The following is a 21,047-nucleotide window of genomic DNA, read 5'->3' on the forward strand; positions in this document are numbered from 1 at the left end:
ATCTCCCCTTTGAAAATGGGAGGATTCTCGGCTATTTTCCTAAATCCAATCATTTCCTTAGCTTTTGAAAATGTAAGTTGCCTTGATGTTATGTTTGCTTGTTCATAAACAATCTTTAATATTGATTCTACATCCTCAGTATCCATTACTATAAAATCATCTGGATAATACATTGTATGTATATCTTCTTTTAATAAAAGTCTACAAAAGCCATGAAAAGTTGATATTAATCCCGTATCATTATCACCTATCACTGTTCTTATACGTTTTTTCATCTCCTGTGCAGCTTTATTTGTAAAAGTTACACATAAAATATTAGCAGTAGAAATACCTAATTCATTTACTAAATAAACGTATCTGCTTGTTAATGCTTTAGTCTTTCCACTCCCAGCTCCTGCTATTACACGTATATATCCTTCTGTTGTTGTAACAGCTTCTTTCTGTGCCTCATTAAGTCCTTTAAGAATATTTATGCTCATATAAGATCCCCACCCGACATAATATATACATTAGCTATATAATTAATTATTTTAATCTATTTATGATAATATTATAAGATTTTTGTTGACAATTTAATTCCCATGAAATAAATATGTTCCTTTTTATTAACATAGGCTTTATAAGACTAGGAATTTAACATTTATATAGGTACTTTAACGATATAAATTTTTCTACTGTATAATTTTAAAATTCTATGATATAATATTAGTAATAAGAGGGTGGATTATGAATTTAGTCTGCTTTATAATTGTATATGGTATTATAAATAATAGATAGGACTTTGGAGAGACTATCTATTATTCTTTTTGGAATTATTTATGTTTACTTTGGTATCAGATGATATTTCATCAGGTCTCAAAGTAATTTTATTTTCGATTTTAATATCTGACTTTTTATTAGATAATGCCACTATACAAATAGCAGTTATTGAAAATAAACTGAAGAATAATATTAAATATCCTTCTGCCATAAACGCATCACCTCTTCTTCATACGCAGACATTATCAATCATAATCCACCCACAAATAAAGAAGAGGCAACCTTATACAATTTTCTTATTACATGTTAAATTATATCATACTCTGAAACTCTATTAAAGCCAGAAAAACAGAACAGCTGGCAGGATATGTATTATTCCTGCCAGCTTTCTATTTGAGTAATAAAATTTTATCTTGAACTGCCTGTTTAAGTACTGAGGCAAGTTTTTGATTGTCAACTTTTGAAATCTTGGAAACAGCATCGTTCACTGCATTTTGAAAGTCGGAATCATTTTTATTGGTGTCAGCTGAAAAAGACTGTACTTTCTGAACCGATCCTGCCGCTTCTTTTTCTTTCTCAAGAATATCGGCCTGTTCCTGTTTTTGCTGCTGTTCTTTCTGCTTCTGCAATTCCTGCTGCTCCCTCAGAAGCTCTTTCTGATTGTTTAGTTTCTCTGCCTCAGAATTGTTTCTTTCTATTTCCAGCTGCTGCTGTTTTTCCTGATCTTTTTTTACATTTTCCCATTTGTCCCTGCTTGGTCTAAGCTGGGCAGTCCTTTTGTCAAGTCTGTCTTTATATAAATTTGCCTTATCAATATCAATAATCTGTCCTATCAGGTAATTTATACTATCTCGCAGGCTATCTATAGCTTGTATGCTATCAACACTTGTATAAGACTGAGATTCATATTTCTCAAGTAACTTTTCAACTTCCTTTTCCCTTTGAGGTTCAGATTCCCTGTAAGCAGCTTCCTTTTGTGCCCTTGCAGCTTCGGCCTTTCTCTTTTCCTCTTCTATTTCATCAAGTATTGGCTTTGAAAACATATCCTGTAGTCCGCTGTTATAATCAACCTTTTCACCTGTTTGCGGATTTATATATTTATAAACCACCGTATCAGGCTTTTTAAATTCTATAGGTTTCAAATTCTGGTGAATCTTATCCATGTAATCTTTCCATATATGTCCGGGATACACGGCTCCATATAAATTGCTTATTTCCTCCGGCATGTCCGCCCCTACCCAAACAACAGTCGTATAATATTTCGTGTATCCGCAGAACCATCCATCCTTGTTGCTCGAAGTCGTTCCTGTCTTGCCTGCTGCTATCTGTCCGTTTGCAAGGGCAAGCTTATGGCCGGTAGCGTAATCTTCAGTAAGTACTCCTTTCAAAATATCCGTCATCATATAGGCGGATTCTCTGGTATATATTTTTTTCCTGCCAAGAGTTTTCTGATCTTTTACAATAATGGATCCATCCTGATATGTCATTTTTCTTACACAAGTAGTTTCCGCATATCCCCCACCATGTTCAAGTGTGGAATAAGCCCCTGCCATCTCCACCGGAGAAGTACCTTTTGTAAAACCACCTATTGCTGCTATTGAATTATAATCTTCCTTGTAGATTCCAGTGAAGTGCATATTTAGAAGATACGACATTAATTTATTAGGACCAAGCCTTGTCATCAATATATACGGTATTGTATTCAATGACATTTCAGTTGCATACCTTAAAGTTACGCTTCCAAAATAAGTTCTTTCATCATTCTGTGGTCCGCCTGGAATATATTGATCAACAACCCTTGATAATGGATGGTACTTATTATCAAAAGCTGGTGTATACACAAGAATAGGTTTTATTGCAGAACCCGGCTGTCTATAGGAAAGAAACGCCCTGTTGAACTCGTCATCTGTTCCTCTTCCCCCAACTATGGCGGCCACATACCCTGTAGCATTGTCAATACTTACGGCAGCTCCCTGTACATTATATTTATTTGTCTTCGAGTCTTTTCCTGTAAATCCTGAAAGCCCCGAATCCACACTATTCTGCAGCTGTTTCTGTTTTGACATTTCTATAGATGTGTAAATAGAATAACCTCCTGCCCTGACACGTTTGTCATAATCAGAATATGTGTAGCTGTATTTTTTCTGATACTTGGTCTTATCTACGTCGCTTTTAAATTCATATTTGAATTTAAATCCATCATATTTCATAAGATCTTTTACTGCATTGTCTATTGCAAAAGAAGTTACATAATTGTCCTTTGGCAGTTCTGGCTGTGATAGTTTTAATACAATCTCCTCTTTTACTGCACTGTCATATTTAACCTTATTTATATATTTCTCATCAAGCATTGCCTTTAAAATCAAATTTCTTCTTTTCAGTGTATTGGTTTTATTGGTTATGGGATCATATAGAGATGGATTATTGGGAATTGCAGCTAGAAAAGCTGTTTCAGACAAGGTTAAATCTTTGATGTCTTTCTGGAAATATCCCTTTGCAGCTGTCTCCACACCATAATTGCCCCTGCCAAAATATACGTTGTTCAAGTAGAATTCCAGTATCTTGTCTTTCGAATATTTGTGTTCAACATCCATTGCAAGCAAGGCTTCTTCTATTTTTCTATCCAAAGTTTTTTTATTTGATAAGAATACGTTCTTGACAAGCTGCTGGGTTATGGTGCTGCCGCCCTGTACGGCTTCCCCTTTATTTCTAAATATCTGTACAAGTGCTCTTGTCGTTCCCTTTATACTTATTGCACCATGTTTTCTAAAATCTTTATCTTCTATAGCTACAAAAGCATTTTGAATATTAGACGGAATGTTTTCAAGTGAAGTATAAGTATAATTTTGTGAAATGAGTTTGCTTATAACTTTATTATCCTTATCATAAATTGTGGTATACCCTTTTCTTTCAAAAGTGGAATCAATAACAAGTTGCTTTTTCTGATTTACATCAGCAATAATGGAATCTATTTCACCCTTATGGGTTCCATATGTAATTCCTGCACCTGCAGCCATCAATCCAAATATCACTGCAGATACAATAATTACTCTTTTATGTTTCACAGAGATTACCTCCTTGACATTTAATTATGATTACTTGATTTATGAAATATTATTTCTTCAGTTTGTAAGGTTCTAGGTATGAATTCCAGTCTGTTGCAGCAGGCAAGGGCATATTTGAAAAACAGATAAGCTTTTCTGAATTGAAGGGTTTTGTAATAACATAAGCCTATATTATAGATAAAATATGAATAGTAGCTGTCGTAGCCATTGTAGCCAAGTTGCAACAGTTTTCTAAACCCTTTAAGTGCTATATCAAAACGACTGAGCCTGGCATAAGAAAAATACATAAAATACATTTCATCAAGACAATTCGTTGAATCACCATCAATATTCTGCAGAATTGATATAACTTCAGAATACTTTCCTCCATCAAATAGTTCCTTTATCTTTTTAAAATTAAGATCCACTACTACTAACACCCCTATCAACTTTTTCTCTAATCATCCCATTATATGGAAAAATATTCATTTCCCTTAAGGATCATTATTTTATTTTTACTTTCTAAATCTGGAATTTTGTATTTGATAAATTCGAGAATTTCCTTTTTGGTTCCTATGATTGATATGGCTTGAGATTTGAAATTCGGATTATTTAGACATCCTGAAGAGAGTATTTTCAAATAGTACTCTATGGAATTGAGATTTTTAACATTAACAGTTACTGTGTCCATACCTTTTAGAAAATCTATGCTGATACTGCTTTTATCAGTGGACTTCTGTACATATATAACAAGTTTACATAGTAACTTTTCTATTTTCCTTTTGTCTTTTTCATTTTTATAGCATATGGCCATAATGATGTTTCGCATCTAAGCACCCCCAGTATCAGGCCAGTATTTATTTCATATTAAATACTACTACAACATAAGGTACTTAAACTTTATTCATTATTGTAAAATTTTTATGGTCAAAAGTGGTTGAAAATTTAGTTGTTTTTTACATATGTTTTTGTTTTGATTATTTTTTTACAAAAAACAAACACCCTAAATGACGGGTGCTTGTTTTACAATATAAAACTTGATAGGAGATCTAGTTTAAATATCTTATGGTGGTTGCATTTAAGTTTATCGTGCCCTGCAACCACAGACACTAATTTACACTCACGGATTATTTTAATATGAAAATAGACACTAATCTAACAGTGTCTATTTCTCAATATGTAAAATGGTATAGTACTTTAGCTTTCACTAATAGCTATAACATCAAGAATCCAATTTAACCAGCTTCTTACAGTTCTGGCTCTTCTTCCACGCGTATCATTATTCACTCTTTTTATATTACATTTTTCCATTATGGCAACTATATCTGATACGGATGGAACATTAAGGGTATTTAAATAAATTTTCATTGCATAGTTAAATACATTATGGGACAATATTAATTTAAACAAACTTAAATATTTTTCCGTACTCCTCATTTCCATAATTTTTCTACCTTTATCGGAAATACTTATTGTACCTTTCCTCAATTGTCTATTTGCTAATCCCAAATAGGCACAAGCATTTGAATAATAATCAGCCTGTCTACTTACTATTCCAAAGTCTACAGTTATTTCCTCTTTTGAAATAAATTCTTTTTCTTCATATAATTTATTAATTATCCCGATAATATTTTCAAATGTATCTGCCTGGGGAAAAGGAATATCCAATGGTTCTTCTAATACCCTATTAGTCTTAATAATTTTAATAACATCATCAACAGTTATATTAAAATCATCTATCATAAACTTTCTAATCTTTTTCAATTTCAATGAATTATAATTTTCATCTTGTTCTACGTCATATATATAAAATGAAAATACATTATTTGAATATGTAAGGTAACATGGAATAACCGTCTTATTCACTTTATTGCTTATTAGTCTATATGGGTAATATAACTGTCTGGTTATAAAGTCTTTAAATATACTGTTTTTAGCTTCTAGTAGTAAAATTTTATCTCTGCCTTCAAAAGCAGCATCAACTTCGCATTGTGCTCTGTCTACCGATATTTTAAATTGATTATTTGAGATATCATTTATATAAAAATCAAATTTTCCGGAACTCATTCTGCCATTAAAAGTTAAATATACTTCTTCATCCTCCAATATATTATTGAAAATTTTTGATATGTATGCACAATTTATTGCATTAGCTTCTGAGTATATATTTTTGTAGTCAATGCCTTCTATCCATTCTGGAAAATTAATTTTTTCTATTTTTGTTTTTCTCTCATCATTAAAGTCTTGGTAAGCTCTAAATCTTCCTATTATATAATTCCCTCTAGTAACAGGTAATATGGATAATTTATTTTCGACAAATATACTCGGCAAGCTATCCTTATAATCAAATTTAGTCATCAACCTAGGTTCATAGTATTTTTTTATTTGTTCAGCACTAATGAAATATTGATTTTCTTTGTCTATATTTTCTAATATCCTAAGTTCTTCAAACAATTTCTCCCACTTTTTATCTATCTTTCTGTCCTTATTATCATTTCCCTTCCCCATAATTATCCCACCTATATATCATAGTTTCTAACCAATACTTCTTCGACTTCTCCTCTTTTAGATGCAATACTATTGATTGATCTATTGGCATTAACTATTTCAATATTATAATTATTATAAAGATTTCTAATAAATTCAGTGTTACTGTTTGATAAAAGAAATTTTATTTTCTTTTTATTTAATTCATCACAGACCTCTTTTAATTCAATCTGCTGATCTTTTCCAAACCCTCCCATAGTGTATCCTGTAAAATTGGAACTATGACTTACAGGATCATATGGAGGATCAAGATACACAAATGAATTTTTTTTAATTCCTTTTAGAACTTCTTTATAATCACCAGATTTTATTACAATATTATTTTCATTTAGAAATTTACTTACCGCTTTCAGAACTACATCGTTAACAATATTGGGGTTCTTGTATCGTCCAAAAGGGGTATTAAAATATCCTGCCTGGTTTACCCTATATAATCCATTGTAACATGTTTTATTCAAGTATATAAATCTACTGGCTTTTTTTATTTCCGACCAGTTTTCATATTCTTTTTTTCTGTCAGATTCTCTCATATTATAATAGAATTCTTCATCATTTGGATAAGTTTTTAGATATTCAATTAACTCTTCAACATTATTCTTTATAACATTATATGTATTTATTAATTCAGAATTATAATCATTTATAACAGCATTTTTAGGCTGCAGATCAAAGAAAATAGCTCCTCCACCCACAAATGGTTCATAATATTTATAATTACCTTTAGGTATATATTTACTTATTTCTTTAATTAACTGACGCTTTCCACCAACCCATTTTACAAAAGGTTGAACCAGTTTATTTTTCACAATAATCACCTACTTTTTTCTTTAATTAGCATACCTTCTTGAATATTATTTTACAATTAAAAAAGATATATTTCAAGAACATCTGTTTCTAATATAATTTTATATTAAGTATTTTCTTTTTATGCTTTTACCAAAATATTTTTTAGAATTATTTTGTTCCATGATAATTTTTCCAGCATCTATCACAAGTCAAGCAGCAGCGAGTGGCAAAATTAGGGCAGTGACCAGAAGCTGTATACCCACTGTTAGTTGCCTTGGAATCATAGGCTATATTTTTTAGCCAATTAATCATATTTCTTTTTATTGTTATTAATTTCAAGAAATCACCTTCATTATAATATTAAAGTCAAGTTTTATAGTTATTATAGCATTTCACATCAATAAATTCGGTAACATATGATATAAATTCTTTAAATTGTGAACTAACCTTATTTTACGTTGTCAAATTAATGCGTTTTTCTCCTCTACGTTGCTTTAATATTTTTGTCTTTGTTTTACAAATTAATTAGCATTCTAACAAAACAGTTTCATCTGACTTTCCCTGCTCAACTTTACCTGAAATACTAAAATATCCAATAACACTTTTAATAAATGGAACTGCAGTATTTTAGAGATTAACGGAGAAGCTGACCATCTGCATATTTTATTTGAAGCCCCTCCACAGGTACAGCTGTCTAAACTTATAAATAATTTTAAAACAGTAACTTCCAGGCTGATTAGAAGAGACTACGCCGGTTACCTGGCCAATTTCTACTGGAAACCTTTCTTCTGGAGTGAAAGTTACCTTGTTCTTTCTACAGGTGGTGCCACCATTGATATNTTGAGTAGGAAAAACTAACTCCTCCTAAGCCTTCCCCTATAGAAGGGGATTGCGTTTTTCAGTTTTGTTCAACCATCCCATTAATTTTCATCTGTCACAAAGAATAAACCTTGTTGAGCCAGGTATAACATCCTCTGGGCATAATAAATTATAAGTTTTCTTTGCTTTTTAAACGATACTAGCATTAACTCTGGATAAGATATTGACTATAATTAAAATTCCATAATCTCTGCTGGCCTCTTACAGATATTGGTTCTTTGAATTTTTCTAAATCAGTTAATTCCCATACATAACGACCCGCTGTATAATCTCCAAATTCATATTCATTCCCTTCTATCGTTATTCCATCCCAGCCAATTTCAGCACTATCCTCCAAATCCTTAGAAATGTATATACAGCATCTTAAACATACTTTTGCAATTATCTTCCCCATAGGTAAATTATTCTTATTATTATATCCATGCTTTTTTAAAATACTTTTAAAAGGTTCTCTATCGCAAAGATCCATATAAACCTTCCCTTTTCCTGCATGGATAAGTAAATCTACTCTATAACTTGTTTTCCAACCTCTAGTTTCAAAATTTTTTTCTCCAATAGCTATAAGCGTAGCAAAAGGTTGTAGTATCGTTAAAACTTTCAATTTATTTATCCCTCCTAATTAATTCCTGTCACTATTTGCTATTTTTCTTATTTAAAATACATTTCTTGTTTTCTTTTAGGTAACTCAGGCTTTTGAAAGTTAACTACTTCCTGCTGTGAAAGAGGTCTTAAACTTATCCATACTTTTTGGATCTTATTCCAATAAAACAACCAGGCTTCATCTTTTTTTATTGCGCATCTGTAGGGTCTACTTAGAATATCTAGAAACACAAATCCCTTAGAATCCAATTCCTTCATCATAATATTCATCTCCTTTTCATACATGCAAAAACCTTTAATGGTATATCAAGCACTGAATTTCATGTTCTTCAATTTCTCAATAATTTTGTTCATATGTTCTGCTGCCACATTTTGAGCGATATTTCTATCTTCCTCGGTTTCAGCTTTATCACCCATAATTCCAACAAATTGCGATACCTTCAGGCCCAAATGTTCTTGTATTTCTTCATCCGTTCCTTCCGGAGCAACTAGGTAGTAACAAAGCAATGAATCTTTTTTCCCTATCCTATGTGCTCTATCTTCACACTGGCTGTGAACGGCAGGCGACCAGTCAAGTTCTCCAAATACTACACATGTAGCTTTTTGCAAGTTTAATCCTGAACCTGCTCTAAGTGAAATAATCAATATATTTGTTTCATCATTCATAAAGGCTTCAACTGATTTATCTTTTTGATTACTTGTTTCCAGACCCGTTATCTTCATAGGATTGTATTTTTTTAATTCATCCTCATATATTTTATATACTTCATGATGGTAAGCAAATAGCAATACCTTCTCACCTGCATCTAAAAGCATTTTTACAAACGCTGCTACATAAGGAGCCTTTGCAATTCCTATAGCTTGTCTGCCTTCATTGACAGCCTCTCTGGTCAACCTTCCTTTATCGAAATATTTTTTTACTGTATCAATTGTTTTGGCTTTTTCGACAGCGTCTTGAATTAATTCACTATACTTTCCAGTATCAAAATCTATTGTCTGGACAACTCTTCTCTTAGAAGGCAATTCTGCTAAAACCTGTTTTTTTGTTCTTCTTAACATCAAACCTTCCCTTTTTAAATAATCATTAAGTAGATCCGGCTTTCTTACAATGTCACTTCCATATCCGTAACACCACTCTCTAGTAAAGCTATCCCAATCTCCTACAACTCTCTGCCTATATGTTGTGCTCAGTATAGGACCTGCGTGCCGCCAACCTGAAGAATAATATTGCATTCCTGCTCTGGCCATATTGGATCTAACTAAGAATTGCCTTGCTTTTTCTATATCAGTCTCGGAATCGGAACGACTATAGGATTTTTTATACTCCTCCCTGCTATATGGAGTAAAATAAACTTCTTGAGCCAATTCTTCAGGATTATCTCTTACACACTTAAAAAGATTTGTAATTTCGCCGTCCAAATCATTCAATATTTCCGTATTACTCGGAGCTTTTGAAAAGAATACTGCCCCGAATCCAAAGAAAGGTTCTAAATAAATTTTATGTTTAGGCATCAGCTCAATTATTCTGTCTGCTATATTCCATTTTGAGCCCGGCCATTTTAATACTTTCAAAATTTCTACCTCCTGACATTTGCTTTTATTTCAAATTGTCATCATAAATCAATGGCTTTCCATCTTTATCTACAAGAACCTGCAGACCTATAGCATATCCATCACTATATTTCTCAGTCTGCAAATACATTACTCTTGTGCTTTTATCCACTAATGTTGAAATAGTCATTCCATTTATTGATCCATCATTAATTTCTTCTACTGATACAATCTTGAATTTACTATTGGAATCATATTTATAAGTAGATGGTTTATATTGATTAGTTGACGAATCACAACCAGCTAACATAACAATTACCAAGCACATTAAAATAACATCTATAATTTTCTTGTTCATATAATATCTCCTCATATATTAGAAAGACACCGGAATTGGTAAAGGAATTACATCTGTATCGTGTGTTCTGCTATCAACAGCTTTTCTTTCCACACTTACAAACTGGCTTTCATATTTCATTAATGTGTTATATATTCCATCTTTAGATATTTCTTTTTCCATTTCTTTACCTAGCTTAACAGCCTCTGTATCACTATCTTGTCCTACAACCTTTACCTCTTTACTATCGACGCCACAATAAACCTTAATTCCTTTATTAGAGTAGTCTATATCTTTCGGCAACTCATCATATATAAAGAATCCTACACAGTAATCACCGACAGCACCATTTATTGATTTTAGCTCTTCTTTAGTTAATGTATTTGTATAATCTTTGCTTTCAAATATTCTGGCATTATTTGCTTTTGCATGTTCTATTACACCTATCGGTATAACCAAAGATATCGTAATAATAGCAATTGCAATAATAAACCCAAAACTAAAGCTAGTGTCTTTCATTTTGACCCTCCTTTTTGCAATAATAAGCTATCGTCATAGATTCTCCAAAACTATAAAAGATACAGTAAGAGCAATACCTGTAAGTATAATTCCAATAATAGAAAGTATTACTCTCATAACTGCTGAAGCCCATAAAACATCTATAACTATTATTATCAACGGTAGTAGTATAGGTACGTAAATCACAAGCAAAGCTAATATAAAAAGTATTATAAAGATAGTTTTCTTACGTCTTAATTTAGATATCAGTACTTTATCATCATTTGCCTTTCTAATTTGAATATCTACTTTCTTGATAATTTTTTATAAAAGACAATCGGCAGTGCAATTATTGCAATAACAGCTGCAACTATCAACAAGAACGAAATTATTACCAGCATGGAGCATAAAACGACTTGAATGTATTCTGTAAAAGAAGTTAGCTCCGGATGAAATAAATTTGTGTTGTGTTCATAACAAATTTTTTATAAGTTTCAAACATTTCTTACTCTCCAATCTTTATCTTATTTATTTTTGTCTCTTATCAATCTAACTGGCATCATCGGGATTATATTCCTTCAAAGTGAATAATTTTTCGATACCGTATATTTTTCTTATGTCAACAATGCTATTATGCTTGTTCTCCATCAACTGTCTTACCTTCTCCGCCGCAACACTTGAACTGCAGGCTTCAACCTTGGAAATTTCGTCAATAATCTCCGAAAGTTCTGCTCTCTGTTTCGGATCAAGGTTGAATCTGATTGTTAACCTGTGAATTGCCTCTTTCTTTAGAGTCATACTGCCTCCTCCTCATTAAAAATAATTTATATTTTTATAAGAATTACTTTTTAAGTACCATCTTCCATCTGTATGGATATTTGTTTTCCTTGTCATCGCTTTTTATATACATGAAGTAAGCATCAAATAAAATACCTTTCCTACTTTTAAGATCCCTTATCCTCACCTTCCCATTTTTTAAAAGTTCCTTTACTATTGACTTGGTGGCTTTCTTGCCCATAGAGGCTAAATATTTGTCATCCTTCCATATGGCAAACCTGCACCCTGCTTTCCAGTTGCTGCATTCAAAGGCTTTTCTGCCCTCTATGACATCGTGACCACATTCGGGACACTTGCCCAATATCTTTGAAAGTTCACCTTTTTTGAGCACCATATCCGGAGCATTTTTGATTAAATCAACAGCCTCTCTTGTAAAATCATAAATGAGGCTTAAATATTGATCTTTTTTTATCTTGTTGTACTCTATATCAGACAATATCTTTTCAAGATGTCCCGTATAATTCAAATTAAACAAGCTTTTGACAGGAAAATTCTCAACCATCTTTCTCCCAAGGTCAGATATATAAAGGTATCTGCCCTTTTTGGTTATATAACCAGCACTTTTCAATTTTTCAATGGTATCGGCTCTGGTAGCAGCAGTACCGATTTTAAAGCCACTCAAAACATCTCCTAAAACAGATTCATTATTCTTCCGTGTGACTTTTTTACCACAGGACATCATGAGAACAATTAGTGATTTTTCAGTGTGGTGAAATGGAGGACTTGTAAAGTTTTCTTTTATCTCCGCATTTTCCATGGTAACTTTATCCAATACAGCTAAAGGCGGAAGTATACTATCTTTTGAATTAACATACTCAAGAATTTTCCAACCCTTATCCACTTCAATCCTTCCTTTTACATAAAAATCACCCCGTAATCCTTCAACACATACAATGATTCTGGTTTCCTCGTATCTGGCAGGCTTTAGAAACTGCATTAAAAATCTGTTTTTTATGGCATTATATACGATTTTTTCATCCCTAGTAAGATTTTCAGGCACTATATAAGTAGGTGTCAAAGCACTATGTCCTGATACCTTGCTGCTATCAAATATTCTCCTGGAATCATCAAATTTTGCATCAAGACTGCCTTTTAAAAGTTCAAATACTTTTCTCATTTTATCTACAAGACTCTCCTCCAGATACATACTTTCGGTACGTGGATACGTAATGAATGATTTTTCATAAAGTGACTGTGCTGTTTTTAAAACCTTGTCGGATGTCCAGGCTGGATTCTTAGATGTAATATATCCCTGTAAAGTCGATAAATTAAACAGATGCGGTGAATTCTCCGTCTTGCTGGTAGTCTTTTTATTTTTTATTACACCCTTTCTGTTTACAATTGACAAAATTTCAGGAAGTTCCTTTTCATTTTTAAACTTATCCTGCTTGTCCTTAAAATAAACAGCTGAAAATCTTTCACCATTTTCATTTATAAAAATTGCCATCAGCTTGAAATATTTTTCAGGCACAAACTTCTTTATGACCATATCCCTGTCATAAACAAGCTTGAGAGTTGGCATCAGCACTCTTCCAACATTAAGTACGCCTTTTCCAGCTACATATTTAAGGGTAGCTACACTTGTGAGATTTATCCCTATAAGCCAGTCTGACCACTGCCTGCATACAGCCGCATCCTTAAGTGATTTCATTTCACTGTTGAGTATGGGATTTTCAAATCCTTTTTTTACATCTTCAGGTGTCCATTCATTTCTGAGCACCCTGTACACAGGCTTATTGACTTTTAAAAAGTCAATTATTGTGTCCCCTATAAGTTGCCCTTCCCTGTCTGCATCAGTAGCAACAATGAAATTTTCTATGTCATTTCTCTGTACAAGCCTTTTTATTATGCTCAATTGTTTTTCATAGCTTTTGATTTTTTTGTATCTGAACTTTTGCGGTATGAAAGGGAAATTGTCCATGTCCCATCTTGCCATTTCCGGTTCATAGTCCCTGGCATCATATAACTTCAGAAGATGTCCGGATGCCCAGGTTATCACATATTTTTCACCTTCCATGTATCCATTTTGTTTGATTTTACATTCAAGTGCCTGTGCTATCTTTTGGGCCACATTCGGCTTTTCGGCTAATACCAGCTGTTTCAAAGTATTTCCTGCTCCTTTCAACGTCAATTTTGTTTACAATATATATATTTACATAATATTACAAATGTAATCTGACAGATATTTTCTGACTTTCCTGCATGCATTTCTATAGTATCTACTGACAGAATTCTGAGAAATTCCAATGATTTGTGCTATTTCTCTCTGTTTAAACCCCTCTGATTTTAATACAAGTATCTTTTGATACATTTGGGGAAGCTTATCTATACAATTTTTTATATCAAGTCTCAGTGATATATATTCTTCCAAATTGAAATTATCTGAAATAATTTCAGAAAAAACCACCTGTTTTTTTACACTGGAGTCCTTAATGACATAGTCCAGTGACAAAGGATACGTGATTTTGTGTACATCTGAAATTTGCTTGAAAACATTATTATCAGAATCAAAAAATTTAGTTCTACTTCTCAGAAATAATAATATTTCTCCCTTGATTTTTATATACGCATATGTTGAAAACTTGTATCCTTTATGTACATCAAAATTTCGGGCCGCTTTTATAAGCCCTATGCATCCGACTTGAAAAATATCATCATATCCAAAATTTGAACACTTTGAATACTTTTTACTTATATCTCCAACTAACCCCATATTATCCTCTACAACTTTTTTCAAATCATTCACTGTCCAATTTCTCCTTTGCAAAATTTATTTATCATCCATCTCCTGCTTTATTCTTTATCCTTTCCATAATGCTCCTGTTATCTAAATTTTCATCAAATTCAATATCATCTTTTTCTCTAAGTAATCTTTGCTGCATTTCGCTCTCAAGTTTGCTGTAACATTGTACGGCATTATTCCTATTTTTAAAATTATTTAATCCCTGTGCATTTCTATAATTCCCTTCCAGTACCTGAATAAATTTATTTTTCCGCATGAGCCAGTCAAAGTTACACCCCGCCCATTTATTGTTCCTACCGGATAGGAAATCACTTTCTTCAACCATTTTAAACACTGTAATAAATGGCTTCATGGATTTATACTCTTTCCATCTGGCCTTTAAATTCGTACATCTATCGGAAGTACGCTTGATTACTTTAGGAAGAGATACACATATACTGTTAAAAGCATTGAATATCTCATCATAAGGGATTTTATCCCGTGATGCGTTTTTTTCATCAAGCAGACTTTGCTGCTCCTGCTCAACGGGTATATCTATATCTTTTGAAATCTCTGTGTTAATCTCTGTAGAAGTCTCTGGTAATGGTTGGGGCAAATTGCCCTTATGCATTGGTGCATTCTGCACTTTTCCATTGGTGCATTTTGCACTAATGCATTGGCTGATACCCTCCAATTTTTCGAAATTTATAGTGTACCATTTTGTCCTGTCTCTGGCTTCCTTGTTGTAATTTCCAGTTATTATCAGTTCCTTGTTTTCAAGGGACTTAAAAGCTCTTTTAAGAGTATCAAGACTCCAGAAATCAAAAGCATCCTCATGCCATTTTTTCATGCTGTTATATGTCCAGTAATGACCGTCATGAAAGTTTATGCCTTTTTTCTTATTGTTCTCAATCCAATAGTTAAGCTGTTGTAGTACTATACTTTCATTCAATCCGATTATCTTTGCTAAAGCTCTGTTTATTACTATTGGGTACTCATTAAATACAAGTGCGTTCATAGTTACTCCTCCGTTAGACGCGGCTTGATATTTTAGCAGTCTACAAGCCTGACAGCAACAGATATTTCTCTCTTACTGCTTGTCCTCCTCTTATGCCTCTCTCACTTTTGTTAAAATCCAGCACTTCCCGTACTTCTTTGGCAAGTACATTGTCCAGAGCTGGTAATCTCATGGTACAATCGTTGAATATAGTACTCTTGGAAACATGAAATACCTTTGCGGCATCTCTCACAGTTACCTTGCTTGATATTAAATATTTGCCTACATTCACTGCCCTGTCTTTTACACAATCTCTCATGCTATACACCTCCTGCTAAATCAGTTGTCTGAATTTTTATAATCCAAATAAGCTTTTTCAAACATGGATCTGAATGATGGTTCTTCCGGACATCTATGTAAAAGCTCCAATTGATTTAAAACCTTTGAAGCAAGCTTATTTCCATTTTTATCATCCTGAATTATCTTTTCATATTCACCTTCATTCAGCTTTTTCACAATATCATAACTGCTCATATGCACATCCGTTTCCTCCTCATGAACATCTATGTCTACAGTAATATCTTTGCCGTTATTAACAGATACGGCCAATCCCAGTGACTGGATATAAATACATCTTTCCAACGTAACATATTGAGTAATATTCAAACTTCTCAGCACAATAAAATCCTCTATTCTCTTTGTTTGTTCTGTAATTCCAAAATTTGGGTTTCTGAGTAAATCATTTTAAGATTATTTGACTACTATATCCCTTGTTTGGCCACAACCTTCAGGAAAATTTTCCTTAAGGTTATCTTGTTTTACTCCTGCTAACATCCTTTCTCTAACCTTAACCCTCTCTATCTCTTCAAGTTTTCTTGCGTATTCAATCCGTTCACTGAATGTGAATTCCTTTCGGTTCTCATTTTCAGATATTTCAAGTTTGAGCTGGTGCTCATAATCTTTTACAGTCATCACCCTTACTTCTACCTGTTTATATCTAAGATATTTCATGGCCTTGATTCTTCTCTCACCGGCTATGAGCTGAAACTCCGGAGTAACAACTGGCGGGTTTATAAGTCCACTTTCCTTAATGTCCTCCGCTAGTTCGACAATATTGCCGAAATCCTTTCTTATCCTTTTTCCAACTTTTATCTTGTTAATATCAATCAACATCTAAAAAACTTCCTTTACAATGTATTCAAATAAGTCAACCGTGCTTGTTCCTACACAGCCAACAAAAATACAAGCATTAATAATCCATACATAATCAGCCCTGAAAATACAACATATACAATGCTCCAATTGATAAAGTACTTGTTTTTTGATTCCTCAGATTCCTCATTTTCTGTATTTTCCATATGTAATCTCATATCCGTACCCGGCTCCTTTTCAAAATTGTTATTTTACCTGAGACTCTATTTGAAATATCCTTACTTCTATTTGTAATGCTCAAGTTATACATGTGTTCCCAATAACCAGCTTCATCCCTGTAACCATCTATAAATCCCAGTGCTTCTCTTAAAAGTTCTTTAAGATATTCATTTTCTTTTTCCAGTTTCTCAAACTCTTTATTTTCCATATATCTCCCTTCAGTTCTTTAAAATACTTTATCTTTAACAATATTTGAGAAATTCTTTTAATTCCATATTTGTCATAGCCTCTATATCAATTACAGTTTCTCCCGTGTTAGGATTATACAACTCACCATTATGATCCATTTTGCAATCTTTAACCAACTTTGTAACTTCTTTGGCATCTGAATTTTCATTTCGGTTAAGATTTACTTTTACTTTGCCATCGTAGTTATATCCTATCATCATGGCCGTAACCATATCAGTTAGTTTAATGTCATTTTCTTTAGCAAAATTTCCTAAAATAGAAACCGCCGTTATAAATTTATCTTCATCCATGTTTTTACCAGAAAATTCCATGCCATTATCATTAAATTCCAACTTCATATAACTTTTCATATTTCATCCTTTAATCTTTTAAGGTACTCTGCAAATCCAGACGTATTTCCTTTAAACCCGGCTGCAATATACTTAATAGGGATATCGGAAATATCATCAATAGCCGTTTTTACTTTTTCCTGTGGTTTTTGTGGTTTTTCAGTCATCTCAATATGCTCTTTAAACTTATTAAGGTTTATCAGGATTTCCATATATATGTTTTTCTCTTCCCCCGTAGACTTATCAAGTTTTCTTTGATACTGGTCGATTAAACATTGTAAATATCCATTCATTGCTCCTCGTCCTCCTTCAGTTTTTGAACAATCAGCTCGTCCAGCTTCTGGCTGATTTTAATTGTCCTTTCATCAAGCAATCCATACAAGGAAATACATCTATTTAATTCTTCTTTCAAATCTTCCATGTTAGTACCAGTCTCCATTGGCCATCACATGCAACCAGTCGCCATCACTCAGCATCACTTTCAGATAATTTTCTTTCCCTTCCACCTTTATTGGTATGTGTTTTTCAGGGTATTCCCATACCTCGTAAAATCTCTTGCAAAACTTTGTAAAAAGTTCTTTATCTAAAATATTAAGTTTGTTATATCCCTCGATGCTCTCTGCTCTAAACATCCTTGCCCTCCTCCATGAACCACTTGCCGTATAAAATTTCTTCAATCGAAACTGGTTTATAAAATTGATTTTCAAAAACAGTCAGCTTTCCAGATGATTCAGGTTTGTAATAATACCTAATTCCTCTGCAGTCACAATAAATTGTTTTACCTTCATGAAATGCTCTAAAGGCTGCCATCCTGTCAACCGAGGCATTGACCAACCTGAACCTACTCCTTAATGTAAAATCTGACAGCACAGGTTGTCCTTCTTGATTTACAACCCTTCCATCTCCATCCAGGGCAATCACTATTCCTCTAACTGATTTGTAAGCTTCCTCCGCAACAAATTGAAATTTTAACTTCGGATTTCTCCCAAGTTTGTCTATTACCTGTCCCAACGTATATTCAACCATTAGCTTTTCCTCCCTTTTTCACAAATCCATATAATCCAGCCCATTCTAAAAACTCTCTTTTAGGAATTCTTATAGGTTTACTTACAGGCAATTTAGGAAAATCCTTATGCCTAGCAATTTCATAAGACTTGCTTTTCCCTATCCTTAAAATCTTCTGCACTTCCTTAATTGTTATTACTTCAGGAAGAGAATTTATATATTCATCCAATGTCAAAACCCCCCTTATATATTTTTGTGAACTACATCATTTCGTAGAATTATCAATTAGAAGGTAGTAATGTCAATGATATCCGAATTTAATCTTTATTAAACTATTAGTTTTTCATCCTCATTCATTTTTCATCTAGTTTCCAGCCAATATTGCCTTTGTCATCACTCATAACTATCGCAGTTTTCTCATATTGATCGGTTAAAGTAATTACATTTTTATGTGTCATTTCCAATGTAATGTAGTTCATGTCAAAACGCTTTTCTATTTCCTTCAAGATGTAAAACTGATCAATAGTTTGTACCTTTATTTCATATCACCTGACTTTATATTGACTAAAAATTGACCAGATCGGATTATTCAGCTTTTTTCAAACCTTAAATTTCCCTTATCTACTTTCTTCCACAATATATGTAAAACCAATGAATTTTTACTTACACCTATTTCCTTAGCTCTATTAGAAAGTTCTATATTTAACTTTTTAGGAATTCTTATTGTAATTCTTTGTTTTGCCGTCAAGTATTTATTTTTTTCCCTTCTTATGTTATAGTTATGATGTCATTTTGATGGCAAGGAGGTATTTTTGTGGCTTCTGAATTATCAAAATTTACTCTGAGAATTCCAACTGAATTATTACAGAAACTACGTATTATAGCCGAAAATCACGGTCGTTCTGTCAATAAAGAAATTGAAATGGTTATAAAAGAGTATATTAAGCAAAACATAGAAATTTAATTGTTATTCACATCTTGGCTAATCACTAAAAGAATGTATTCACTAACAGACATTCCTTTTCTATTAGCCATTTCTTTTATTTGTTCCAATAGCTCTGAAGATATAGTTAACGTGAACTTTTTCTTCTCCATTTCCACCCTCCTTTCTAAATTCTTAAATTTTCTTTGAAGATATGTTTATTAATTAAGCTTAAACACTTCCTCAACTTTTTTGCCCAGCGTTGAGGATATCTTTTGCATTACTTCTAAACTTGGATTAGTTCTTCTTCCATGCTCTAAATTAGAAATATAACTTGGTGCTAATCCTGTACGCTTAGCAATGTCATAAATCGATATTCCAAGTTTTTGTCTTAAAGCTTTTATTTTATTCAATTGTTTTGCCTCCTCATTTTCTATAAGAGTATAGTATCATATTCTATTAGAGAACATCAAATTTAAAATACTCCTATAGAGAATGATTTTAAGAATTAATCATATTCTATCAGAGAATTACTTTATAAATCTTTAAATTCCTATTGACTTTAATTTTCTGTCAGAATATAATGTATTCTATAAGAAAACATTAAGGAGATAAAAAATGATTGGTGATAATATTAGAAAAATAAGAGAAGCTAACAAATTAGGACTGAACGAAACCGCAAGAAGAGCTGGAATAAGTGCTGGCTACCTTAGTTCTCTAGAAAGAGGAGAAAAAAAGAACCCCTCCATGGACTCATTAAAAAAAATAGCAGATGCTTTAGGTGTTTCAGTAAACGATTTTTTTGACGATAAATATAATATCAATGAAGACAACGAATTTAATCCGACTCTTTCCGTGAAGGAACAGAAAAAATTAGATAAACAGGCCCAGGATATAGTAAATAATTTGTCTGTCTCATTATCAAAAAATAAAAATTCACTTGAAGATGAGGATTATGAAATACTTCAGGCAAGTATAAGTGCGGCATTACAATCTCTTACTTTAAAAAATAAAAAGAAATTCACTCCTAAAAAATACAGAGTGAACAAAAAGAAAAAAGATGAGTAAATTTCATTTTGGGGGATGGGATAATTGTTTATTGAAAATTATATTCAAAGAAAAGTAAATAAGTTAATAAAAAAATCAGCTACTTCAAATCCTGAAATAATTATGAGAACTACATTGAAACATATAGATTTTAATTACGCACCTCTTTCTAAAAACTTAAATGGATATTATTTGTATTTATCAAAAAACAAAAGGGTAATAAGAGTAAATTCTTCACTTGATGAAATTAAGAAACAATTTGTATTATTCCATGAAACCGGTCACTGTGTACTGGAGCATGAAGATCAAGTTCTATTGGACAGAGCAGATTCAATGGATTCAGTGGATAAATTAAGAAATGAATATGATGCCAACTTATTTGCTTCATATTTTTTTAAGATACATAACAATATAGATAAAAATAATTTAAATGGTATTTGTCTCCCAGAATATATTAAATATTTAATATCTAAATTCTTATAAATTATCTTTAAAGGAGGTGGTATACGTGTAAGGATATTATTATTTTTTAATTTTATACCAAACATTAGTTTGCTAAGGAGGTAA

Annotated in this window: 35 protein-coding genes; 4 read left to right on the forward strand and 31 right to left on the reverse strand. The window is 32.4% G+C overall.

Annotated elements, in window-relative coordinates; translation table 11 throughout:
• The 8 genes from ACFHWD_RS18565 to ACFHWD_RS18600 all read right to left on the reverse strand — a co-directional run.
• The coding region (locus ACFHWD_RS18565) for a UvrD-helicase domain-containing protein (RefSeq protein ID WP_378062853.1) at positions 1 to 479 on the reverse strand (479 nt) is incomplete at its 3' end.
• A gap of 311 nt (positions 480 to 790) precedes the next feature.
• Entirely contained in the window at positions 791 to 970 is a 180-nt protein-coding gene (locus ACFHWD_RS18570) for a hypothetical protein (protein WP_150358599.1), read from the reverse strand.
• Between the two features lie 178 nt (positions 971 to 1,148).
• Positions 1,149 to 3,824, reverse strand: coding sequence for a transglycosylase domain-containing protein (locus ACFHWD_RS18575; RefSeq protein WP_378062854.1), 2,676 nt, complete (start codon positions 3,822 to 3,824; stop codon positions 1,149 to 1,151).
• Between the two features lie 20 nt (positions 3,825 to 3,844).
• Positions 3,845 to 4,231: a hypothetical protein gene (locus ACFHWD_RS18580; protein WP_179977734.1), complete on the reverse strand. Its 387-nt coding sequence runs from the start codon at positions 4,229 to 4,231 to the stop codon at positions 3,845 to 3,847.
• A gap of 41 nt (positions 4,232 to 4,272) precedes the next feature.
• Positions 4,273 to 4,632 (reverse strand): hypothetical protein, encoded by a 360-nt coding sequence (locus tag ACFHWD_RS18585; RefSeq protein ID WP_179977735.1) that lies wholly within the window; start codon positions 4,630 to 4,632, stop codon positions 4,273 to 4,275.
• A gap of 368 nt (positions 4,633 to 5,000) precedes the next feature.
• On the reverse strand, positions 5,001 to 6,311 hold the full coding sequence (locus ACFHWD_RS18590; protein ID WP_378062855.1) for a type II restriction enzyme: 1,311 nt from the start codon (positions 6,309 to 6,311) through the stop codon (positions 5,001 to 5,003).
• Positions 6,312 to 6,322: 11 nt separating this feature from the next.
• Positions 6,323 to 7,159 carry a DNA adenine methylase gene (locus tag ACFHWD_RS18595; RefSeq protein WP_150358605.1) on the reverse strand — a complete coding sequence of 279 codons (837 nt, stop codon included), beginning with the start codon at positions 7,157 to 7,159 and terminating at the stop codon, positions 6,323 to 6,325.
• Between the two features lie 145 nt (positions 7,160 to 7,304).
• Positions 7,305 to 7,475, reverse strand: a complete 171-nt coding sequence (locus ACFHWD_RS18600) for a hypothetical protein (RefSeq protein WP_179977737.1) — start codon at positions 7,473 to 7,475, stop codon at positions 7,305 to 7,307.
• Positions 7,476 to 7,724: 249 nt separating this feature from the next.
• Here ACFHWD_RS18600 and tnpA point away from each other — a divergent pair, with 249 nt between their 5' ends.
• Positions 7,725 to 7,994 carry an IS200/IS605 family transposase gene (gene tnpA / locus ACFHWD_RS18605; protein ID WP_378062856.1) on the forward strand — a complete coding sequence of 90 codons (270 nt, stop codon included), beginning with the start codon at positions 7,725 to 7,727 and terminating at the stop codon, positions 7,992 to 7,994.
• A gap of 166 nt (positions 7,995 to 8,160) precedes the next feature.
• Here tnpA and ACFHWD_RS18610 read toward each other — a convergent pair whose 3' ends face one another.
• The 21 genes from ACFHWD_RS18610 to ACFHWD_RS18710 form a co-directional block, all read right to left on the reverse strand.
• Positions 8,161 to 8,616 carry an ASCH domain-containing protein gene (locus ACFHWD_RS18610; protein WP_150358192.1) on the reverse strand — a complete coding sequence of 152 codons (456 nt, stop codon included), beginning with the start codon at positions 8,614 to 8,616 and terminating at the stop codon, positions 8,161 to 8,163.
• Between the two features lie 47 nt (positions 8,617 to 8,663).
• A complete protein-coding gene (locus ACFHWD_RS18615) occupies positions 8,664 to 8,876 on the reverse strand; it encodes a hypothetical protein (RefSeq protein WP_150358193.1) in 213 nt (70 codons plus the stop codon).
• 45 nt (positions 8,877 to 8,921) lie between these two features.
• Positions 8,922 to 10,187 carry a DNA adenine methylase gene (locus tag ACFHWD_RS18620; RefSeq protein WP_150358194.1) on the reverse strand — a complete coding sequence of 422 codons (1,266 nt, stop codon included), beginning with the start codon at positions 10,185 to 10,187 and terminating at the stop codon, positions 8,922 to 8,924.
• A gap of 25 nt (positions 10,188 to 10,212) precedes the next feature.
• Positions 10,213 to 10,524, reverse strand: coding sequence for a DUF6440 family protein (locus ACFHWD_RS18625; RefSeq protein WP_207708016.1), 312 nt, complete (start codon positions 10,522 to 10,524; stop codon positions 10,213 to 10,215).
• Between the two features lie 18 nt (positions 10,525 to 10,542).
• Positions 10,543 to 11,022 carry a hypothetical protein gene (locus ACFHWD_RS18630; protein WP_150358195.1) on the reverse strand — a complete coding sequence of 160 codons (480 nt, stop codon included), beginning with the start codon at positions 11,020 to 11,022 and terminating at the stop codon, positions 10,543 to 10,545.
• Between the two features lie 528 nt (positions 11,023 to 11,550).
• On the reverse strand, positions 11,551 to 11,799 hold the full coding sequence (locus tag ACFHWD_RS18635; RefSeq protein ID WP_150358196.1) for a hypothetical protein: 249 nt from the start codon (positions 11,797 to 11,799) through the stop codon (positions 11,551 to 11,553).
• 43 nt (positions 11,800 to 11,842) lie between these two features.
• Positions 11,843 to 13,942 carry a type IA DNA topoisomerase gene (locus tag ACFHWD_RS18640; protein ID WP_150358197.1) on the reverse strand — a complete coding sequence of 700 codons (2,100 nt, stop codon included), beginning with the start codon at positions 13,940 to 13,942 and terminating at the stop codon, positions 11,843 to 11,845.
• 48 nt (positions 13,943 to 13,990) lie between these two features.
• Entirely contained in the window at positions 13,991 to 14,584 is a 594-nt protein-coding gene (locus tag ACFHWD_RS18645) for a sigma-70 family RNA polymerase sigma factor (protein WP_150358198.1), read from the reverse strand.
• 31 nt (positions 14,585 to 14,615) lie between these two features.
• Positions 14,616 to 15,578, reverse strand: coding sequence for a hypothetical protein (locus tag ACFHWD_RS18650; RefSeq protein ID WP_150358199.1), 963 nt, complete (start codon positions 15,576 to 15,578; stop codon positions 14,616 to 14,618).
• A gap of 40 nt (positions 15,579 to 15,618) precedes the next feature.
• Entirely contained in the window at positions 15,619 to 15,876 is a 258-nt protein-coding gene (locus tag ACFHWD_RS18655; RefSeq protein ID WP_150358200.1) for a sporulation transcriptional regulator SpoIIID, read from the reverse strand.
• A 20-nt stretch (positions 15,877 to 15,896) separates the two neighbouring features.
• A complete protein-coding gene (locus ACFHWD_RS18660; protein WP_150358201.1) occupies positions 15,897 to 16,235 on the reverse strand; it encodes a hypothetical protein in 339 nt (112 codons plus the stop codon).
• Between the two features lie 72 nt (positions 16,236 to 16,307).
• Positions 16,308 to 16,730: a ParB N-terminal domain-containing protein gene (locus ACFHWD_RS18665; RefSeq protein ID WP_150358202.1), complete on the reverse strand. Its 423-nt coding sequence runs from the start codon at positions 16,728 to 16,730 to the stop codon at positions 16,308 to 16,310.
• 50 nt (positions 16,731 to 16,780) lie between these two features.
• On the reverse strand, positions 16,781 to 16,927 hold the full coding sequence (locus ACFHWD_RS18670) for a hypothetical protein (RefSeq protein ID WP_179977738.1): 147 nt from the start codon (positions 16,925 to 16,927) through the stop codon (positions 16,781 to 16,783).
• Positions 16,924 to 17,136, reverse strand: a complete 213-nt coding sequence (locus ACFHWD_RS18675; RefSeq protein WP_150358203.1) for a hypothetical protein — start codon at positions 17,134 to 17,136, stop codon at positions 16,924 to 16,926. The genes ACFHWD_RS18670 and ACFHWD_RS18675 overlap by 4 nt, the downstream gene beginning before the upstream one ends.
• 34 nt (positions 17,137 to 17,170) lie before the next feature.
• Entirely contained in the window at positions 17,171 to 17,527 is a 357-nt protein-coding gene (locus ACFHWD_RS18680; RefSeq protein ID WP_236035226.1) for a hypothetical protein, read from the reverse strand.
• Positions 17,524 to 17,799, reverse strand: a complete 276-nt coding sequence (locus ACFHWD_RS18685) for a hypothetical protein (protein WP_150358204.1) — start codon at positions 17,797 to 17,799, stop codon at positions 17,524 to 17,526. Before ACFHWD_RS18685 ends, ACFHWD_RS18680 begins: the two co-directional genes overlap by 4 nt.
• A complete protein-coding gene (locus ACFHWD_RS18690) occupies positions 17,796 to 17,927 on the reverse strand; it encodes an aspartyl-phosphate phosphatase Spo0E family protein (protein WP_150358205.1) in 132 nt (43 codons plus the stop codon). The genes ACFHWD_RS18685 and ACFHWD_RS18690 overlap by 4 nt, the downstream gene beginning before the upstream one ends.
• 1 nt (position 17,928) lies before the next feature.
• Positions 17,929 to 18,138 carry a hypothetical protein gene (locus ACFHWD_RS18695; RefSeq protein WP_150358206.1) on the reverse strand — a complete coding sequence of 70 codons (210 nt, stop codon included), beginning with the start codon at positions 18,136 to 18,138 and terminating at the stop codon, positions 17,929 to 17,931.
• Complete coding sequence (locus ACFHWD_RS18700) at positions 18,131 to 18,532, reverse strand: hypothetical protein (protein WP_150358207.1); 402 nt, start codon at positions 18,530 to 18,532, stop codon at positions 18,131 to 18,133. The genes ACFHWD_RS18695 and ACFHWD_RS18700 overlap by 8 nt, the downstream gene beginning before the upstream one ends.
• On the reverse strand, positions 18,525 to 18,740 hold the full coding sequence (locus ACFHWD_RS18705) for a helix-turn-helix domain-containing protein (protein WP_179977739.1): 216 nt from the start codon (positions 18,738 to 18,740) through the stop codon (positions 18,525 to 18,527). The genes ACFHWD_RS18700 and ACFHWD_RS18705 overlap by 8 nt, the downstream gene beginning before the upstream one ends.
• Positions 18,741 to 19,100: 360 nt before the next feature.
• Entirely contained in the window at positions 19,101 to 19,259 is a 159-nt protein-coding gene (locus ACFHWD_RS18710; protein WP_179977740.1) for a hypothetical protein, read from the reverse strand.
• Positions 19,260 to 19,325: 66 nt separating this feature from the next.
• On the opposite strand from ACFHWD_RS18710, the gene ACFHWD_RS18715 reads away from it, so the two are divergent.
• On the forward strand, positions 19,326 to 19,475 hold the full coding sequence (locus ACFHWD_RS18715; RefSeq protein ID WP_150358209.1) for an Arc family DNA-binding protein: 150 nt from the start codon (positions 19,326 to 19,328) through the stop codon (positions 19,473 to 19,475).
• Here ACFHWD_RS18715 and ACFHWD_RS18720 read toward each other — a convergent pair.
• Entirely contained in the window at positions 19,472 to 19,606 is a 135-nt protein-coding gene (locus ACFHWD_RS18720; protein WP_150358210.1) for a DUF6364 family protein, read from the reverse strand. The genes ACFHWD_RS18715 and ACFHWD_RS18720 overlap by 4 nt on opposite strands.
• Before the next feature lie 48 nt (positions 19,607 to 19,654).
• Entirely contained in the window at positions 19,655 to 19,846 is a 192-nt protein-coding gene (locus ACFHWD_RS18725) for a helix-turn-helix transcriptional regulator (protein ID WP_150358211.1), read from the reverse strand.
• Positions 19,847 to 20,051: 205 nt separating this feature from the next.
• Between ACFHWD_RS18725 and ACFHWD_RS18730 the strand changes: the two genes are divergently transcribed.
• A complete protein-coding gene (locus tag ACFHWD_RS18730) occupies positions 20,052 to 20,501 on the forward strand; it encodes a helix-turn-helix domain-containing protein (protein WP_150358212.1) in 450 nt (149 codons plus the stop codon).
• A gap of 24 nt (positions 20,502 to 20,525) precedes the next feature.
• On the forward strand, positions 20,526 to 20,963 hold the full coding sequence (locus ACFHWD_RS18735; protein WP_150358213.1) for an ImmA/IrrE family metallo-endopeptidase: 438 nt from the start codon (positions 20,526 to 20,528) through the stop codon (positions 20,961 to 20,963).
• Positions 20,964 to 21,047: the final 84 nt, after the last annotated feature.

Origin of the sequence: Clostridium sp. MT-14 (assembly GCF_042436595.1) — a bacterium.
GTDB lineage: Bacteria > Bacillota > Clostridia > Clostridiales > Clostridiaceae > Clostridium_B > Clostridium_B aromativorans.

Bases quoted from the DNA above. Each gene is read 5' to 3' on its own strand.
- ACFHWD_RS18570 (WP_150358599.1), bottom strand. From the start codon at position 970: ATGGCAGAAGGATATTTAATATTATTCTTCAGTTTATTTTCAATAACT.
- ACFHWD_RS18585 (WP_179977735.1), bottom strand. From the start codon at position 4,632: ATGCGAAACATCATTATGGCCATATGCTATAAAAATGAAAAAGACAAA.
- ACFHWD_RS18590 (WP_378062855.1), bottom strand. From the start codon at position 6,311: ATGGGGAAGGGAAATGATAATAAGGACAGAAAGATAGATAAAAAGTGG.
- ACFHWD_RS18615 (WP_150358193.1), bottom strand. From the start codon at position 8,876: ATGATGAAGGAATTGGATTCTAAGGGATTTGTGTTTCTAGATATTCTA.
- ACFHWD_RS18625 (WP_207708016.1), bottom strand. From the start codon at position 10,524: ATGAACAAGAAAATTATAGATGTTATTTTAATGTGCTTGGTAATTGTT.
- ACFHWD_RS18630 (WP_150358195.1), bottom strand. From the start codon at position 11,022: ATGAAAGACACTAGCTTTAGTTTTGGGTTTATTATTGCAATTGCTATT.
- ACFHWD_RS18635 (WP_150358196.1), bottom strand. From the start codon at position 11,799: ATGACTCTAAAGAAAGAGGCAATTCACAGGTTAACAATCAGATTCAAC.
- ACFHWD_RS18650 (WP_150358199.1), bottom strand. From the start codon at position 15,578: ATGAACGCACTTGTATTTAATGAGTACCCAATAGTAATAAACAGAGCT.
- ACFHWD_RS18655 (WP_150358200.1), bottom strand. From the start codon at position 15,876: ATGAGAGATTGTGTAAAAGACAGGGCAGTGAATGTAGGCAAATATTTA.
- ACFHWD_RS18665 (WP_150358202.1), bottom strand. From the start codon at position 16,730: ATGTTGATTGATATTAACAAGATAAAAGTTGGAAAAAGGATAAGAAAG.
- ACFHWD_RS18670 (WP_179977738.1), bottom strand. From the start codon at position 16,927: ATGAGATTACATATGGAAAATACAGAAAATGAGGAATCTGAGGAATCA.
- ACFHWD_RS18675 (WP_150358203.1), bottom strand. From the start codon at position 17,136: ATGGAAAATAAAGAGTTTGAGAAACTGGAAAAAGAAAATGAATATCTT.
- ACFHWD_RS18680 (WP_236035226.1), bottom strand. From the start codon at position 17,527: ATGAAAAGTTATATGAAGTTGGAATTTAATGATAATGGCATGGAATTT.
- ACFHWD_RS18685 (WP_150358204.1), bottom strand. From the start codon at position 17,799: ATGAATGGATATTTACAATGTTTAATCGACCAGTATCAAAGAAAACTT.
- ACFHWD_RS18690 (WP_150358205.1), bottom strand. From the start codon at position 17,927: ATGGAAGATTTGAAAGAAGAATTAAATAGATGTATTTCCTTGTATGGA.
- ACFHWD_RS18695 (WP_150358206.1), bottom strand. From the start codon at position 18,138: ATGTTTAGAGCAGAGAGCATCGAGGGATATAACAAACTTAATATTTTA.
- ACFHWD_RS18700 (WP_150358207.1), bottom strand. From the start codon at position 18,532: ATGGTTGAATATACGTTGGGACAGGTAATAGACAAACTTGGGAGAAAT.
- ACFHWD_RS18720 (WP_150358210.1), bottom strand. From the start codon at position 19,606: ATGGAGAAGAAAAAGTTCACGTTAACTATATCTTCAGAGCTATTGGAA.
- ACFHWD_RS18730 (WP_150358212.1), top strand. From the start codon at position 20,052: ATGATTGGTGATAATATTAGAAAAATAAGAGAAGCTAACAAATTAGGA.